The sequence below is a fragment of the Methylomonas fluvii genome (genome assembly GCF_014850975.1).
GTDB classification, from domain to species: domain Bacteria; phylum Pseudomonadota; class Gammaproteobacteria; order Methylococcales; family Methylomonadaceae; genus Methylomonas; species Methylomonas fluvii.
This window is the reverse complement of record NZ_JACXST010000001.1, coordinates 1300444-1318302: the sequence shown is the minus strand read 5'-3', so window position 1 is coordinate 1318302 and position 17859 is coordinate 1300444. Positions and strand designations below refer to the sequence as shown.

17 protein-coding genes are annotated in these 17859 nt (G+C 50.5%); 1 reads left to right on the top strand and 16 read right to left on the bottom strand.

The annotated features are described in order from the left end of the window. Positions 1-39 precede the first annotated feature (39 nt). The 16 genes from EBB_RS06340 to EBB_RS06265 all read right to left on the bottom strand — a co-directional run bounded on the left by EBB_RS06340 (position 40) and on the right by EBB_RS06265 (position 16894). On the bottom strand, positions 40-1281 hold the full coding sequence (locus EBB_RS06340) for a sialidase family protein (protein WP_225587260.1): 1242 nt from the start codon (positions 1279-1281) through the stop codon (positions 40-42). 139 nt (positions 1282-1420) lie between these two features. Beyond that, the gene (locus tag EBB_RS06335) at positions 1421-3784 is read right to left on the bottom strand and encodes a TonB-dependent receptor (RefSeq protein WP_192392940.1); all 2364 of its coding nucleotides are present in this window, start codon (positions 3782-3784) and stop codon (positions 1421-1423) included. A 427-nt stretch (positions 3785-4211) separates the two neighbouring features. Beyond that, complete coding sequence (locus EBB_RS06330; protein ID WP_192392939.1) at positions 4212-7013, bottom strand: glycosyltransferase; 2802 nt, start codon at positions 7011-7013, stop codon at positions 4212-4214. Positions 7014-7314: 301 nt separating this feature from the next. Next, a complete protein-coding gene (locus EBB_RS06325) occupies positions 7315-7512 on the bottom strand; it encodes a winged helix-turn-helix domain-containing protein (protein ID WP_192392938.1) in 198 nt (65 codons plus the stop codon). A 101-nt stretch (positions 7513-7613) separates the two neighbouring features. Continuing rightward, positions 7614-7868: a cell division topological specificity factor MinE gene (gene minE / locus EBB_RS06320; protein WP_020483546.1), complete on the bottom strand. Its 255-nt coding sequence runs from the start codon at positions 7866-7868 to the stop codon at positions 7614-7616. Continuing rightward, positions 7868-8680 carry a septum site-determining protein MinD gene (gene minD / locus EBB_RS06315; RefSeq protein ID WP_033157742.1) on the bottom strand — a complete coding sequence of 271 codons (813 nt, stop codon included), beginning with the start codon at positions 8678-8680 and terminating at the stop codon, positions 7868-7870. The genes minE and minD overlap by 1 nt, the downstream gene beginning before the upstream one ends. A gap of 21 nt (positions 8681-8701) precedes the next feature. Beyond that, positions 8702-9442, bottom strand: a complete 741-nt coding sequence (gene minC / locus EBB_RS06310) for a septum site-determining protein MinC (RefSeq protein ID WP_192392937.1) — start codon at positions 9440-9442, stop codon at positions 8702-8704. Between the two features lie 68 nt (positions 9443-9510). After that, positions 9511-10869 carry a magnesium transporter gene (gene mgtE, locus EBB_RS06305; protein WP_192392936.1) on the bottom strand — a complete coding sequence of 453 codons (1359 nt, stop codon included), beginning with the start codon at positions 10867-10869 and terminating at the stop codon, positions 9511-9513. A 35-nt stretch (positions 10870-10904) separates the two neighbouring features. Further along, entirely contained in the window at positions 10905-11762 is an 858-nt protein-coding gene (gene rapZ, locus EBB_RS06300; RefSeq protein ID WP_192392935.1) for an RNase adapter RapZ, read from the bottom strand. Between the two features lie 56 nt (positions 11763-11818). After that, positions 11819-12109 carry a ribosome hibernation-promoting factor, HPF/YfiA family gene (hpf, locus tag EBB_RS06295; protein ID WP_020483551.1) on the bottom strand — a complete coding sequence of 97 codons (291 nt, stop codon included), beginning with the start codon at positions 12107-12109 and terminating at the stop codon, positions 11819-11821. A 39-nt stretch (positions 12110-12148) separates the two neighbouring features. Then, positions 12149-13585, bottom strand: coding sequence for an RNA polymerase factor sigma-54 (locus EBB_RS06290; protein ID WP_192392934.1), 1437 nt, complete (start codon positions 13583-13585; stop codon positions 12149-12151). A gap of 13 nt (positions 13586-13598) precedes the next feature. Beyond that, positions 13599-14324 (bottom strand): LPS export ABC transporter ATP-binding protein, encoded by a 726-nt coding sequence (lptB, locus tag EBB_RS06285; RefSeq protein ID WP_192392933.1) that lies wholly within the window; start codon positions 14322-14324, stop codon positions 13599-13601. Beyond that, positions 14324-14824, bottom strand: a complete 501-nt coding sequence (lptA, locus tag EBB_RS06280; RefSeq protein ID WP_171697419.1) for a lipopolysaccharide transport periplasmic protein LptA — start codon at positions 14822-14824, stop codon at positions 14324-14326. The genes lptB and lptA overlap by 1 nt, the downstream gene beginning before the upstream one ends. Continuing rightward, on the bottom strand, positions 14811-15377 hold the full coding sequence (lptC, locus tag EBB_RS06275; protein ID WP_192392932.1) for an LPS export ABC transporter periplasmic protein LptC: 567 nt from the start codon (positions 15375-15377) through the stop codon (positions 14811-14813). Before lptC ends, lptA begins: the two co-directional genes overlap by 14 nt. After that, positions 15374-15907: a 3-deoxy-manno-octulosonate-8-phosphatase KdsC gene (kdsC, locus tag EBB_RS06270; RefSeq protein ID WP_192392931.1), complete on the bottom strand. Its 534-nt coding sequence runs from the start codon at positions 15905-15907 to the stop codon at positions 15374-15376. The genes lptC and kdsC overlap by 4 nt, the downstream gene beginning before the upstream one ends. A 12-nt stretch (positions 15908-15919) precedes the next feature. After that, positions 15920-16894, bottom strand: coding sequence for a KpsF/GutQ family sugar-phosphate isomerase (locus EBB_RS06265; protein WP_192392930.1), 975 nt, complete (start codon positions 16892-16894; stop codon positions 15920-15922). Between the two features lie 144 nt (positions 16895-17038). Here EBB_RS06265 and EBB_RS06260 point away from each other — a divergent pair, with 144 nt between their 5' ends. After that, positions 17039-17857: an ABC transporter ATP-binding protein gene (locus EBB_RS06260; protein ID WP_192392929.1), complete on the top strand. Its 819-nt coding sequence runs from the start codon at positions 17039-17041 to the stop codon at positions 17855-17857. Positions 17858-17859 lie beyond the last annotated feature (2 nt).

Below are 17859 nucleotides of genomic sequence, written 5' to 3'. Positions count from 1 at the left end.
TCCCGCGCCACCAGCGGGATGGCCTTGGATCATTAAACCCTAAATCGGCTTGAATTGATAACCCTGCGCGGTTTGCCAGGATAGAAAAACATTCTCGCCATCGCTCAACAGAAAAGCATCATCCGCGCTTTCCGCTGTTTTACCGACGACTTCGGGTTGCGACCAACTCAGTCCGCCATCCTCCGACTTAATCAACTGCAACAGATTATGGCTGCCGTCGAATTCCGACCACACCACCACTACTTGTTCGCCCTTGGCAAACACATTGGGATGTTTGGCTCCTTGATTGCCAAAACGATAGGCCGGCGAATAACTTAGGCCGCCATCCTTAGAGTGACCGTAAAACAAGCCTTGATTATCAGCGGCTCCGCTGAACCATACCGAATGGTAAACGCCATTGTCGGCAATCGATAAAGCCGGACCATGATGCGGACAAGCATCGATTTTCCAGTTTTCTTCGCTAACGCGCTGCACCGCTCCCGGCGTGTGCCAATCCTTAAATTTAACCAGCGCATGATCGCGGATATTGCCGTCGTAAACATGCCGCCACAGCACCACCGGCAAATTGTCGGCATCTATTTCCACACCCAAACGGCAGCATTCACAGCTATGCGGTGCCACAGTTTTGTTGGGATAAAAACTTTTACCACCATTGTCCGACCAAGCGTAATACACGGCAGTCCCAGCAAAATCTTGCTTAGCGGCCTTGGCTTTTTCCTTATCGCGCGCGTCCAGCCAGGCGACGAAAATCTCGCCATTCTTCCCCACCGCCAGCGCATCGAAACGATGGCCGATCACATCCAGATTGTCATTGACCGTCACCGGCTTGGAAAAACTTTTCCCCCCGTCCGTCGAGCGACTGAAGCGAATGTGGCCAGTATGGCGTTTTTCCAGATTCTGGGTCCAAGTCAGGTAGATATTGCCTTGCGCATCAAGTTTGATTTTCGGCCGGTATTCACCGCGCGCGGCGATAGATTCCGGTTCGGCGTTTACCGCAACCGGCGCTGAAAAGCTCGCACCTTTATCAGCCGACGATTGCACATAGATATGATCGCGAACCACCCAAGCCAACCACAGCACGCCGCTATTGTCGAAAGTCGCTGTGACCGTCTCGGAACATCCGATCACCGGACTGGTTTGCAGATCAGCGCATAGCGCTTTTTTGTCGGTATGCTGTTCTAGCTTAGCCACCTCAGCGCCTTGCTGGATTGTAACCGGCTCGTTGGCACATGCCGTCAAAATCAACGAGGTAATCATTGCCAAACGGAGTTGAATTTTCATCATCGTCTTTTAGTAAGCGTCCGGAAAGTTACGAACATTTTTACCCGTTTGACCGGGAAAAATTAAACTGTGTCATTTAACCCACAACCAGGATTAGGCGCCCTCCGCCCTATCCTGGCTGAATACATTCGATCACCGATTAATAGTTAAATTTCAATTCTGCGATATAGGTGCGCTGCGGAAACACGTGGAACAGCCAATATTTTTCGTTGGTGATATTGTCGATACCCGCTGAAAGCGTCAGCTGCTTGGTCAGTTGATATTTGGCGCGGGTATCCACAACGAAAAACGCGCTACCGGTGCCGGTGTAGGTGTCCGGATTGATGTCGCTGTTATCGATCAGACCATATTGCTGACTGCTATAGCGTCCGCTGATTGAAGACGTAAAATTTTTAGTCACATGGTATGTGGCTGTGGCACTGGCACGCCACTCGGGCACTCTAGGCTGATACTTGCCGACAGACGCAGGCAGCGCCGCATTTTTATCGATGCGCGAATTCGCCCACGTTACATTACCGGACAAATCCAGGCCATCGACAACGACATTACTGTGCTCGCCGGAAAACTCCCAACCGTAGGTACTGATCTGGTCGATGTTCTGCGCATAGGATAATGTCGAGTTAGTGACAGGACTGAACGTGGTTTGACTATAGATGGCGTCATAGACTTTTTCGTGGAACAAACTCAAGCGCAACGAACCTTCGCTCAGAAAATATTGCGCGGAAAGCTCGGAAGACAACGCTTCTTCAGGCTTTAGCGTTGGATTCGGGTTTACGATATTTGAGGTGCCGCTGACGGTGATATTGGTACCCTGGAACAGTTCGGTCACCGTTGGGAAACGGTAAGCCTGAGCAATAGAGCTGGTAAATTTCCAGTTATCGGTTGGCTTCCAGGCCAGCGATGCTTTTGGCGAAAATCTTAAATCGCTGCGGTTAGACTGATTGATTGTTCTGCCATTGGAACCGGTATTGGTACCATCGAAGGCGTTCCAGTTCTCCAATCGTCCGCCCAAGGTCAGCGTCCAATCCGGATCAAATGTCCATGCGTCTTGAATCCAGACAGCATTGGTTTCGGTCTTACCTTGCGAATTAGTAGACAACCGGCCGCGCGCACCGTACATCCAATTGGTGATTGTATATTGCTGGTTGTTCAACTCGTAAAGGTCATGATGAAAACCAAAGCTGACATGATGCGGTCCCCATGCGGAATCCGGACGCCATATACCTTTAGCATCAACAGTATGCCAACCGGTGTCGTTTAAGCTGGTAAGGGTTCCCGCACCACCCGCAGCCGCAAGATTGGGCGCAACCGTGGGTGCGCGTTGTTCATCCTGGCCATAATTGATCACACTGCCAGTCAATTCCCAATCGAAAATACCGCCGGTGTTCGATTTTAGCGCCATACCGTGCGACCAGTGCATCTGTTGGTAATCGTTCTCGGCAAACGTCGAACCCAGGTTGTAGTTTCGTCCGTTCATATTGATTATGCCGCTATTAACCGGCGCTCCGGTAGTGGCACTGCGCAAGTAGCTATTGAAGCCCCCGCTTTCGTCGTTTTGCCACAAACCCAATGTATAGGAAGCTTTTAGGGTTGGCGTAATGTCGTAAGCCAGCTTCCACTTAAAATTATCCTGCACCGTATGCCTGATATTGCCTTCGCCTATGGCAAATATTCTTTGGGAGCCGCTTCTATCGACATCGCCGACGGCGCCGGTAACGGGTACGCCACCAGAGCCAGAGCTAGTGGGTAAATAGGTGAAGCTGATAGGCTGGCTGTGCGCATCCAAATGACTGACATCGAAGCGCCAGGAAAAATCGCCGTGTCGGCTACCTAGATTTGCGGTGTATTGTTGGGAATCATAGACATCCGTATGACCGTAAACATCGTATTCCTGCCAAGTAGACTGCACGCCGCCGCCAGCCTCGAATTTCTCAGGCATCCGCGTCGTAATATCAACGACACCGCCTATCGAGTTTCCGCCGTAGGCCGCGGAAAACGGTCCGTACATCACATCAACCCGCTCGATTTCCGACGGCGATACCATATTCCAGCGCGGCGAACCGGTCATGCCGTTGTTATTGCCCAGTAACGACGATAGCAAAATGCCGTCCGCATAAATCAAGCTGCGCGCACTGGAACCGGTCCCGGAGGTACGCATAGCCACGGGCATTTCCTTGTCGCCGATATAACGTTTGCGCACCAGAATATTGGGCAAATACTTGATGGCATCCTCGGTGTTCATTACGTTGATGGTGTCTTCCATCTTCTCGCGAGTAACGCTTTCGGTCACAGCAGGCAATTTATATTTTTCGGTAGCCGTTTGCGTAGCGGCTTTTCCGCTTTCGGCAGTAACCGTCATTTCCGGCAATACTGCGGTTTGATTGCTACCGGTTTTGTTGTCCGATTTGCCATCTTCGGTCGCCGAGACTCCCGGTAACACAGTAAGCAGCATCGCCCCCATTAAATAGGGCTTGGCGCTAAGTTTGATTTTTGCGTATTTCATAGGTTTAAAAATTGCGAAGGTATGCGATTTGTTCTTGCTAAGGGCTAATTATCGGCAAAAGCGCTATTTAAAACACCAACAGTTTCTGGTGATCTCACACACTTTAAAACAACCATTCGTAGATACAAGCAATTTTCAACCCTAAACAAAATTATGCTTTCTTATCAATTAATTAATGCAACGCATCATCAAATACACCACCCAATCAACCCATTTATGCGGCAAATGACACGCTAAAAATAAGCCATATAACACAGTTTATTTTATTCGCCACCAGCACTCATCCGTTTTGGCACTGAAACTTAAAACATCGGCAACACATCGGGTAGCACCTGGAACCAATTCCTCGCCCCCCCCCCAAAAAAAGCAAAAAACCCTTGCCAGCTTTTCAGCCGACAAGGGTTTTCAGAGACCAAGCAAGTGGTAATTACTCGTCCGCGTCTAACTCATCGGCGGAGAGTTTTTTGCCAGGAAAGTAGTTAGGCGCAACGCTGATCAGAATCGTCAGCAGTGTGGCGACATAGGGCACCGATTGCACTGCCAATACTGCCATCCACAACCTGCCGCTCAAGTTATCGAAATGCTCGATAGAGCGCATCGCCAGGATGCCGGCCACCAACAAGGTCAGCAATAACAACTCCTGCCAAATGATCAACAACCCTGCCACCAACGGCCCTTGTTGCTCGTATTTTGGCGTCCGCATGAAGGGTTTGCCTGAGGTGAACAAACCCTGCAAGGTACCGCGCGCCACGGTATGCGTCAGCGACAAACCCGCCAACGCCGCACCTAATGCGTGCAACATCGAACAAGCCACCCGCGCTTTGTACAACCACAAACCGCGCAAGATTTTGAATGCAAACAGACCTATGGTCGGTAACAAGAACGCATTGACCGGCAGTTCGCTATGGATAGGATCCGACACAATCAGCGCGGTCAATATCAAGCTGGTGCCGGTAAACAACAGGGCCAAGGCATCTGAAAACCAAGGCAACCAACCCGCCACAAAGTAATAGCGCTGCGCCGAAGTAAGCGAAGACTTTTTGTTGGGCAAGAAATGCCGCCAATGCTTTTTAATGATCTGCATCGCACCGTATACCCAGCGGAAACGCTGAGTCATGTACCCGGAGAAAGTATCCGGCATCAGACCGCGACCAAAAGACTCCTTGCAGTACACCGAGTCGTAACCCGCTTCATAAAGACGCAAGCCCAATTCGCTATCCTCGCAGATACACCATTCGCCCCAAGGACCGACTTTGTCGAACGCCGACTTGCGAACCATCGTCATCGTGCCATGCTGGATAATCGCGTTGAATTCGTTGCGCTGCACCATGCCGATATTAAAGAAGCCGGCATACTCCCAGTAACAAATATCCTTGAAAGTGCTTTGCCCAGAATCGCGGTAATCCTGCGGCGATTGCACGAAACCGACATTTTCCTGATCGAAATACGGCACCATCGCCTTCAGCCAATCCGGACTCAAGATGTAATCGCTATCAATCACTGCGATGATTTCCGCGTCCTCGGCGGTATTAGTCAACGCATAATTGATCGCACCCGCTTTGTAACCCGGCCAGTTATCCAAGTGGAAGAAACGGAATCTTGCCCCTAAGCGATCGCAATCGTCGCGCACCGGCTGCCAGACAGCCGGATCCTTGGTGTTGTTATCCATCACCAATACTTCGAAATTCGGGTAATCAACTTTGGCCAAGGCATTCAAGGTCTTGCGCACCATTTCCGGCGGCTCGTTATGAATCGGCAAGTGGATGGATACTTTCGGATAACGAAAATCCGCCGAAGGCGTTAACGGCGTAAACGTCCGCCGACCTTTTCTATGCCAAATGACTTCGGAAATCTCCAGACTCTCGGTCAACAACACCAAGATGGCCATAGCCTGCATCATCAGCAAAATCGCCCAGAACACCACCGAAAAACTGGTCTGATATTGAGCGGCCGCAATCGATGCCGACCAAAATAATACTGACGCCGCTAAGTTGGCGACGATACCGAAGAAAAACTTACCCGGCAGTTTCAAACTCTTGCGAGTAAATAAGAAAGCCGCCATCAAGATAATACTGAGTACCGCCGCGCCACTGGCCCAGTTACGCCAGGTCGGGTTAGCCAGGACATCGCCTTCCATCGGGAATTTCGGCTGCCGATCAGCATTGAACAAGCCCCAATAAGCACCGGCGGTACCTTCCAGCTTGATCTTCCACGGCTGGTCGAACGCTTCGACCACATAGTAAATAATATTTTCGGCAGTCGCGCGATTCAGGAACGCACGCAAAAACTTGGCTTGATTCGCCAAGGAAGCAGTGGCGGCCTTTTGTGGAGGACCATCAGACGGCCAACCCACCTCGGTAATCACAATAGTTTTGTTAGGGTACAACTGCTGCAATTCGTAATAACGCTTGAACACATATTCGACGGCGTTATCGCCTTCCGCGCCTTTGGGTAAATCGACCGGCACACCTTCCCAATAGGGCAGAATGTGCACAGCGATGTAATCGACTTCCGCAGCCAAGGCCGGATTGGATACCCAGATATCCCAGGTTTCAGCCGTACTCACCGGCTTCCAAGTGCGTTTCTTTACTTCGCGAATGTACTCAATCAGTTCATTGGCTTTGCCGGCAACCTCGGCCTTAACATCCGCCTCGATTTTCAATTGCAAATCTTGTTCGCTCATCGAACCGGAAAACTCTTGACGTACTTTCTGCGCGATAGGACCGCTAACCTTGTTTCTGTAACGCAACAATGATTCGTTACCCACCAAGGTGCGCACAATGGTTTTTGGATATTGATTGGTTAGATTGATCAGACTTTCGACTTCGCGCTGATTTTTATCCAGCCGCTTCTGCGTGTTCTCTAACTTTTTTTGCGGATCGTCCTCGGCGCTGTCGTCATCAACCAAATCCACCCAACAGCCCATCGCCAGGTTGATCGCATTCTTGGCGGTTAACTCAGGCACAACCTCCATGCCCTCCAACGAGGTGTAGGTTCTTATCGAATGGGCTTTACCGGACAACAACTCCAGATCGGATTGAATTTGTTCCCTGGTGGGAAATACGCCGTCGGCAGGATTGAAATCGCGCCCCTTGGGGTTAAAGGTCACCCCCATCATGGTATCGCTCCAGGATGGCAGTTTTAACGGATTATTGACGTAAGACCAGATACCCAGGTTGATAACAACCAGTAGCACCAAGGTGAAAAATGTGGCAATTTTGGCTTTCATTTCGACAGAAAGACTCCGCATTAGAGGGTTATTAGAATCAGTATTTTTTTAATTTTTACGGCATTACCAGCCATTCCGTCGGCAAATTTAATGCGTTTGCTACGGTATCTGATTTCGACAGAGCGCCTGGCGCGTGTCTAAGCGGGCCACGCATTCCTGTCAGGTAACAGATTTACCAACAAAACACAGCGGCATTTAGGAACCCGCCCAAGGGCAAACCCCGGCGACACTCAACCGGCAAAGAGCCGATATTGAATGTCGCCACGCTTAGCTGAACCTTAAGCAGGTTGCGGGAAAACTTTTATTTCAATGAAAGGGTTTCTACGCGGCCTTTCATTTCAATATTCAGTTTGTCTTCTTTAGCCAGCCAACCGATCGCTCGCTGAACGTCGTTCTTACCCAAGCCGGTTTCGGTTGTGACTTTATTCACGCTAGCTTCGCCATTCGTGTGCAAATATTGCCAGACTGCTCCAGCTGCTTCGCCAATTGTATCCACCATTTCAACTCCTCATCATTTAAACAACAAAAAAAATCGGGGGGTTTTAGTCCTGCTATCCAACCTCACGCGACAGAAGCCGCGGCAAAAGCTAGTCAGCACAACTAACGCTCATCAGGCAGCACAATATTAAGTTCCAGGGTTTCCTGGTTTCCATCCTGTTCAAAATTAACGGTAATGGCATCCTGCCCGACATTGACATATTTACGGATCACCGCCAACAATTCTTGTTGCAACTCTGGCAAATAGGACGGCTGATTTCTGGATGCACGCTCATGGGCGACCAGAATTTGCAATCTCTCCTTGGCCAGCGATGCCGTATTGGTTTTCGAGGATCTGAAATAATCTAAGAGACTCATCACTTGCTCCCGAATAGCTTACTGAATAAGCCCTTTTTCTCTTCCTCAATAAAACGATGTGGTTTGGTTTCGCCCAAATAACGCGCCACGATGTCCGCATAAGCCTGGCCTGCATCGCTTTGCTCGTCGAGAATGACCGGTGTACCCGAGTTTGACGCATTCAATACAGACTTGGACTCCGGGATAACGCCCAACAAATGTAGCGACAAAATTTCCTGTACATCGTCAACGCTGAGCATCTCGCCCAATTTCACCCGATCCGGCGAATAACGCGACAACAACAAATATTCCTTGATCGGCTCTTCGCCATTCTCGGCGCGGCGCGATTTACTGGACAAGATACCCAGCATACGATCTGAGTCTCTGACGGACGACACTTCCGGGTTGGTTACCACAAATGCGTCATCAGCAAAGTACATGGCAAGTGTAGCACCGCGCTCTATTCCTGCCGGCGAGTCGCAAACGATGTATTTAAAGTCTTTGGACAATTCTTCCAGAATCTTGCCGACGCCTTCCGTCGTTAAGGCATCTTTATCACGGGTTTGCGATGCCGGCAATATAAATAACTGGTCGCAACGTTTGTCCTTGATCAAGGCCTGATTTAAGGTGGCTTCATTGTTGATCACATTCACCAAATCATAAACCACGCGACGTTCGCATCCCATGATCAAGTCGAGATTACGCAGGCCCACATCGAAATCGATCACAGCGGTTTTATGTCCGCGCTTCGCTAAGCCCATCGCGATAGCGGCGCTGGTTGTGGTTTTGCCCACACCACCTTTTCCCGATGTTACTACGATAATTCTGGCCAATGTTGTTCCTCCAAGAAAAGCTTAAATATCTTTGATAATCAGAGTCTGGTTATCCAGACTGATCTGTACGGGCTTGTGCGCGGGATACTTGCTCAAATCGTCGCTGAGCTGGTAAATGCCGGCTATCGAGATCAGTTCGGCTTGTAAATCCGAACAAAAAATACGGCTATTGACGTTACCCAACACACCGGCCAACGCTCGTCCACGCAGGGATCCGTATATATGAATATTACCTTCCGCCATGATTTCCGCGCCGGCACTAACGGTTGCGGTGACGATCAAGTCGCCTTTGGCATAAACCCGTTGACCGGAGCGTATCGGCTGCGTCACCAACTTATTTTCGATTGACTGACTAGCTTGCTTTTGCTCTTCCGCGGCAGGTGTGGGCAAGGTTTTTGCCGGTGCTTTGTTGACTAAGGGCACATTGCTACCGTGCAGGGAATGCTGGGGCAAATTCATAGCCAAGGCATCCCCGTTCTGCTGTTCGTTACCGCCGCGCACCCCTATCGGCATAAAACCGTGCTGACGAACGATAGCGACTATTTCGGTGAAATCAATTGGCAGGTTTTGAGCGTTAAGTTTTTGCAGATCAATCAGCAATGGCGAGTTTTTAAAAAACTCGGGGGCTTGAACCACTTTTTCCTTGAGCTGTTGATCGATCAGAGAGATGTCGTTACTGGCTAACAGCAACACCGGCACGGTCAGAGATGTGCTTTTAAACTCCAAAGCTATTTTTTGCGAAGTAGGTGCGCCGGTTGACATCGAGTTTGGAAAATCCGCTACTGAATGTCAGAAATACTATCATTTTCCGTGACAAAAAGCACAGTTCCTTACAGTAAAAACAAGGTTGCCAAGCCCAAAAAGGCCATGAATCCAACCACATCGGTAACAGTGGTCAGCAACACGCCGCCAGCCAGTGCCGGGTCTACACCGATCTTGTCCAACAACACCGGAATCGCCACGCCTGACAAAGCCGCGCACACCAAATTGATCAACATCGCCACACCGAGGAGCATACCGATATGCGGATTGTGAAACCACAGCCCGGCCACTACCGCCACCACAGCAGCCCAAACAAAACCGTTTAACAGGCCGACGGAGACTTCTTTAAACAAAAGACTCATGGCGTTACTGGTGGTGACCTGCCGCAAGGCTAATCCCCTGACAACCAGAGTCAACGTCTGACTACCGGCGATACCGCCCATACTGGCAACAATCGGCATCAATACCGCTAATGCGACGATCTGCTGAATCGTGGCCTCAAACAAATCGATGACCGAAGCCGCCAGGAACGCGGTAAGCAAATTCACGCCTAACCAGAGCGCACGGCGCTTGGCACTACTAAATACCGGCGCAAACATATCCTGCTCTTCGCTCAAACCGGCCATGCTCATTAACGAGTGGTTGGCTTCTTCGCGAATCAAACCCACGACATCGTCGATAGTGACGCGCCCCAATACCTTACCGTCATCGGCTACCACGGGTACGGACAGCAATTTTCGCCGCTCAAACAAACCTGCCACATCACGACTAGGCATACCGTAAGGAATAGCTGAACTACGGGTATCCATAATCGACTCAACCTTGGTGTGCGGATCGTGGGTCAACAATTGATTAATCGGCAACAAGCCCTGAAACTGTTCTTTGCGATCCACCACGATTAAGCTGTCTGTCGCGGAAGGCATATTTCCGCGCAACCTTAAGTAACGGGTCACTACGTCCAGCGTCACATCGGCGCGAATAGTTAGCACATCGTCAGACATTAAGCCGCCAGCGGTATGCTCATCATAGCTAAGGGCCTTTTCGATACGATTGCGGTTATGTACACCGATAGATTCCATTACTTGCGACAGCAAGGGCTCCGGCAATACATGCAGCAGATCGACCATGCCTTCCGCCCCCATGGACTCGGTCGCTGCGATCAAATCCTTTCTGTCGGTAATTTTCAGCAAACTGCTGCCCACTTCGACATTTATCTCGACCAGAATTTCGCCGATCACGCTGGGCGGAATCAACGCCCATAGCTTGGCCCGCAGCTCCGGCTCCAATGACTCGAGAATATGCGCTGCTTCCGCCGGGTATAAGGAACGCACTAGGTTCCTAATCTCGATCGGTGAGTCTTTTGCCAGCACTTCGATGGCGCGATCTAAAAGATGCTCAGTATTTTCAAGCTTTGCTGCTGATGTCATGGGTAAAAACCAAGAAATTGGGCTGGGGGATTGCGTTAACGCAATTCCCGATGCCTGACGATAACGTTAGGAGTAATAGTTTGAAAGTGCTTACTTAATGCCTCCACCAGATAAACCGAACGATGTTGCCCGCCGGTACAACCAATCGCTATGGTTAAATAACTGCGATTATCCGATTCGAAGCGCGGCGCCCAGCGACCGATGAAATAACCTATATCATGCAGAAACTCTTTCACGATCACTTCGTTCTGCAAAAAATCGATGACCTCGGTGTGTTTGCCGGTCAATCCCCGCAGTTCCGGCGCCCAATAGGGATTGGGCAAGCTGCGGGCATCAAACACAAAGTCGGCATCCAACGGAATACCGTATTTAAAACCAAAAGACTGAAACAAAATCGACAAAGAACTTTTGCCTTTTTCGCCCAAACGGTTTTTCAGCAAATCCCGTAACTGATGATAGTGGGTGAAACTAGTATCTATGACTATGTCGGCACGGGCCGCTAAGGGTCGCAGCATCTCCCGTTCGATTTCCAAAGCTTCGCGCAGCGGCCGACTTTCAGTCGTCAACGGATGGCGGCGGCGCGTTTCACTGTAACGCTTCAGAATGATATTCTCGTCCGCTTCCATGAAAACCAGTTCGCAATCGATACCTTTGCTGCGAATAAAAGTCAGACTATCCGGAAAATCCGCCAACTTCTGATTACGGTTTCTGGCGTCGATACCGATAGCGGTTTTACTATAGGTCGCCGGGTCTTTCAGCATTACATGATCGACAAAATCCTCAAGCAAGGTCACAGGAAGATTGTCGATACAGTAATAACCGCAATCTTCCAACGTATCCAGGGCAATACTCTTGCCCGATCCCGATAAGCCGCTAACGATGACTAGTTTCATATCCAAACCGATACAGAGCAAATGACCTTATCCACTCTGTACCGCTCGACCTCAATTTAACGATGGTTCTGATTTTTTTCTTTGTGTTTGACGATTTGTCTATCGAGTTTGTCGACCATATTGTCGATAGCCGCGTACATATCTTCTTGTACATCTTCGGCATACAGTTTGGCACCGCTGATTTGCACAGCTGCTTCGGCTTTTTGCTCAAGCTTCTCAACGGTCAAAATGACGTGAACATCAACGACATTGTCGAAATGACGTTTGATTTTGCTGATTTTTTCATCCACGTAGGCTTTTAATGCTTCGGTGACTTCTACGTGATGACCTGTGATACTGACTTGCATGGAATACTCCTGTTTTTAAAAATTATTCTTCCAGATTGATCAAATGTGCCTTTTCCGCTGGCTGGTTGAAGGAATGGACATCGCTTCCCGATATTTGGCAATGGTGCGGCGCGCGACGTTAATGCCCTTCTCATTCAATAAGTCCGATATTTTACTATCGCTCAATGGCTTGGCCGGGTTTTCACTGCCGACCAACTCTTTTATCAGCGCCCGAATCGCGGTCGCCGAACACTCCCCCCCGCCATCGGTACTGACATGGCTGGAGAAAAAATATTTAAACTCGATCACACCGTGCGGGGTGTGCATGTATTTTTGCGTGGTGACCCGAGAGATCGTCGATTCGTGCAATTCCAATTCCTCGGCAATATCGCGCAATACCATCGGCTTCATCGCAATCGCGCCGTGTTCGAAAAAATCGCCTTGTTTTTCGACGATGCTTCTCGCCACGCGCAACAAGGTGTCGTTACGGCTATGCAAGCTTTTAATAAACCAGCGCGCTTCCTGCAGATGGTTTTTCATGCTGACATTGTCATGACTATTGTCGGCACGTTTGATCATCCCGGAATAAAAAGGATTGACGCGCAATTTAGGCGCTATCTCCGGGTTCAGATTAACCTGCCACTGCCCGTTGACTTTGGCGACAAACACATCCGGCACCACATATTCGACATCGGAATCCTGCAAGCGTGCGCCCGGCTTGGGGTCCAGGGTTCTAATCAGCGCCAATACACCCTTCAGCACATCCTCGGTCAAACCAATCCGCTTCATCAAGCGGGCCTGATCGCAACTGGCCAATAAATCCAAATGCCTGTGTACGAACTCCAAAGCTTCCGACCGGTAAGGTGTCGTCACCGGCAACTGTTGTAACTGTAGACCCAGGCAATCGGCCAAGTCCAGCGCAGCCACGCCGACCGGATCAAAGTTTTGCACCCTATGCAACACGGCCAGGACTTCATCCATTTCCAAGCCTTCCAGTTGATCCTGCAATCCCTGGAAAATATCCGCCAATTCGCTGGTGACATAACCGTCGTCATTGACAGCGTCGATGATAGCCGTGGCAATCGCATAGTCGCGATCAGAGATTGGGATCAGTTCCAACTGCCAGACCAAATGATCGCGTAAAGACTCGGATTTGCCGCGAAAAGCCTCGAATTCCGGACTATCGCCTTCATCGCCGCCGCTGGGCAAAGAGCTTTCATAAACATCGTCCCAACTGACATCGACCGGCAATTCGTCCGGCATATCGGTTTGCGAGCCTTCGCTGGTCTGCTGATCGGTGTTCTCGAGCTTTTTATCGCGAAACTCGATATTGGGCAGCTCCTCTTCATCGACCTCCAACATCATGTTGGATTCCAAGGCTTGCTGAATTTCCTGTTGTAAGTCCAAAGTCGACATCTGCAACAGCTTGATGGCTTGTTGCAATTGCGGCGTCATGGTCAGACTCTGACCGATACGGAGTTGTAGAGATTGCTTCATGACTATTCGAATTTCATAAACTAAATTTCTCGCCCAGATACACTCTACGCACCTCTTCGTTATCCACCAACTGGCGCGACTGGCCTTCGGCGATAACCTTCCCATTGTTCAAAATATAAGCGCGATCACAAATCTCCAAAGTCTCCCGCACTTTGTGCTCGGTAATCAAAATACCGATACCGCGATGCTTCAAGTGGGCAATGATTTTTTGTAACTCCAGCACCGAAATCGGATCGACGCCGGCAAACGGTTCGTCGAGCAGAATAAACTGCGGCTCACTGGCCAGCGCTCTGGCAATTTCCACCCTGCGCCGCTCCCCACCTGACAAACCAAGCGCCACCTGATTACGCAAGTGGTTGATATTAAACTCTGTCAATAACTCATCAATCAACAACTCGATTTGCCCATCGGTCAAATCGGCCCGAATCTGTAATACCGCGCGTAAATTGTCGGCAACACTCAATTTACGAAAGACCGAAGCCTCTTGCGCCAGATAACCGATTCCCAAGCGCGCGCGCCGGTGCATCGGATGATGCGTGATGCGCTGCTCATCGAAAAAAATCTCGCCGCTATCGGCTTTGACCAAGCCCACCATCATGTAAAAGCTGGTAGTTTTCCCGGCTCCGTTCGGCCCCAGCAAACCCACTACTTCCCCGGTGTCCACCCGTAGGCTGACCCCATCGACCACATTTCGGTTGTTGTAGCGTTTAAACAGCTGTTCCGCAACCAATCGCGACATTATTGCGCCTGCTTGGGCTTGGGTTTAATAACCGAGTGCACGCGCTTGCCGTCGGATTGCGCTTCACCAGCCTTCAGCAAGGAGTTTTTGGTATCGTACTCGATATACTCACTGGATTGTTTGGCGTCACCCTGCCAAACCGAGGCATTTTTCATAAATTTCAGCAAATTCTGGTCGGGGTAAAATTCGTTGATCAAACCTTCGCCATGCATTTCTTCCTTGCCCACCGCCGGCAACTGTTTGAATCGCGACGGTTTACCGGTAGCAATCAATTTGATAATCGCACCATCTTTCAGATAAACCACCAATTTGTCGCCATCGATTCTGATCGTCCCCTGCGTAGCAACCACATTGCCGGTATAGGTGCTGATCTGCGCCTTTTCGTCGTAAACCGCATTATCCGAGTCGATGTAGATGGGTTGTTCGGAATCCGACTCCAGACCAAACGCCATCCGTGCCGAGAATAACAGGCCTACACCGACCATTTTACTTAATTTCATAGCGACCTTTCACTTTGGACAACAATTTCAGGTGAATCGGACTAACAAAAGTCGCTTCCATTCCTACTCCCGCCGTTTTATTGGGTGGACTGACGATCTCCGTCCACGCCTGTGTCTCCGCATAATGGCTGGCGAGTTTCACCCGCAAATCCGATGTATTGATGGTCAGCGCCGAATTGGTTTTCGAGGCTTCCCGATTGATATAAGCACTACCGTTGAGTTGTAAATTATCACCGTCCGCCGCCATCACGCCACTGTCGGCCCTGATCAGCCAAGGCATCTGGTTGGGGTTATACAAAGTCATCACCGGCTTTTCCAGATGCGTACTGCCATCGGCTTTAAAGTGCTGCATTTTTTCCGCGGCCAATTCGCTTTTCGGCACGCCGTCGATATCCATTTCCTTTTTGAAATAACCCAGGCTAAAAAAATCCGGGCTATTTTCGACAATTTTCATTTCGGCGTCACGCTGTTCATTCAGCTGTACCAGCCACCATGACAACAATGCGGCCAAGCCGACATAAATAAAAATCTGTAGATTTTTCAGTACGGTCATAAATAGGTTTGCAGCACGCTGTCAAAGTTACCTTGGACTTGCATGATTAAATCGCATACTTCTCGAACCGCGCCCAAACCACCGGCAGCCTGCGTTTGCCAATGAGCGTAATTTTTTAGCACGAAATTGGCATCTTGCACTGCCACCGCAAAGCCAACTTGACGCATCACCGGCAAATCCAGAATGTCGTCGCCGATATACCCCACTTGTTCCGGCGTTAGAGCCAGACGCTGCAAAATTTCCGCGAACGCAGCCCGCTTATTCTCCTGACCTTGGTAAACAAGCTCGACCCCCAGACTCTGCATACGTAGCCCGACCGAATTAGATTTGCGCCCGGAAATCACCGCCACTTCCACACCGGTCTGACGCAACAATTTAATGCCATGCCCGTCACGCGCGTGAAAACATTTGTATTCTTTGCCGTTATCGTCGAAAAACAAACGGCCGTCGGTCAGCACGCCATCCACATCCAGAATCAGCAACTTTAGCTGCTTAACAACACTCAGTAATTGGGGGTTTAAATCGAACATCACTCGTCACTCTCAGACTATGCCGGCCCGCAGCAAGTCGTGCATATTCAACGCACCCAACAACTTTTGTTGACTGTCGACGACCAGCAGGGCATTGATTTTTTTACTTTCCATGATTTGCATGGCTTCCGCCGCCAACATATCCACATCGATCACTTTACAAGGCCCGGTCATCACTTCAGCAATCCGAGTTGCATGCACATCCAGATTTTTTTCCAGCATGCGCCGCAAGTCACCGTCGGTAAATATCCCGGCAACCCGGCCTTCGCCATCGACCACGGCGGTCATGCCCAGCTTCTTACCGGTCATTTCCAGCAAGGCATCGCTCACTAAAACGCTATCAGTAACCACTGGCACTTCGCTGCCACGGTGCATGATGTCGTTAACTTGCAACAACAAGCGTTTGCCCAAGCTACCGCCTGGATGCGACAAAGCAAAGTCGTCGCGGGTAAAACCCTTGGTTTCCAATAGTGACACGGCTAACGCATCGCCCATGACCAATGCCGCCGTGGTGCTGGCAGTCGGCGCCAAACCCAAGGGACACGCTTCCTGCTCGACGGCGACGTTAATGTGCACGCTGGCAAACCGGGCTAAAGCCGATTCCGGATTGCCGGTCAGCGCGATCAACGGCACACCCAGCCGCTTAATAATAGGCAATATCGTCAGGATTTCTTCGGTTTCGCCGGAATTGGACAAGGCCAACACTACATCCTGGCGGGTAATCATGCCCAGATCGCCATGACTGGCTTCTCCGGGGTGCACAAAGAAAGCTGGGGTGCCGGTGCTAGCCAGCGTGGCGGCAATTTTACCGGCAATATGCCCGGACTTACCCATGCCGGTGACAACCACACGGCCTTTGCAAGCCAACAGCAAACGACAGGCGCTGACAAATTGCTCATCAATGCGTGCAGCCAAGCCGGCAACCGCCTGCATTTCGGTCTGAATCACCGCCAACGCCAACGCCTGTATGTCTTGATCACAACCCACGGAAATTAACTCCACGCACCTAAACAAAAAGGAACCATTATTGCATGTTATTAACCGACTTTTCACCCCAAGTCATTGACTTATTCTCGACGAGTCATAGAAAATAGCCTGTTCCCAATCCAAAAACTCCTGTGATTCCGGTAAATGGCCAATAGCGCAAGTCCTGAAGACAATATCGTTTCGATTAGCAACTTGAGCTTTTCCAGAGGCCCCAGGAAAATTTTCGACGCCGTCAGCCTGGAGATTCAGCGCGGCAAAGTCACTGCCATCATGGGCCCCAGCGGCACCGGCAAGACCACGCTATTGAAATTGATCGGCGGCCAGTTGGCCCCGGATCGCGGCCAAATCCACGTGGACGGACAAAATGTTCACCGCCTGAAACCTCGGGAACTCTACGAATTGCGCAAACGCATGGGCATGCTGTTCCAAAGCGGCGCGCTGCTCACGGACATGAGCGTCTACGACAATGTGGCGTTTCCAATGCGCGAACACACCCACTTGCCGGAATCGATGATTCGCACTTTGGTATTGATGAAACTGCACGCCGTCGGTTTGCGCGGCGCCCGCCATTTGATGCCCAACGAGTTGTCCGGCGGCATGGCGCGACGGGTCGCGCTGGCTCGCGCCATCGCCCTCGACCCGTTGATGATCATGTACGACGAGCCATTTACCGGCCAAGACCCCATTTCCAAGGGCGCGCTCGTACACTTGATCAAGTCGCTGAACACCACTCTAGGCCTGACCAGCATCATCGTCTCGCACGATGTGCAGGAAACCGCCGCCATCGCCGATTACATCTATGTCTTGTCGGGAGGCAAAATCATCGGCCAAGGCACCCCGCAAGAATTACAACAATCCGATTCGGAGTGGGTGCAACAGTTTATGCACGGCGATGCCGACGGCCCTGTACACTTTCACTATTCGGCGCCTGATTACCTCGACGATCTGCTGGCGAGCAAATAACC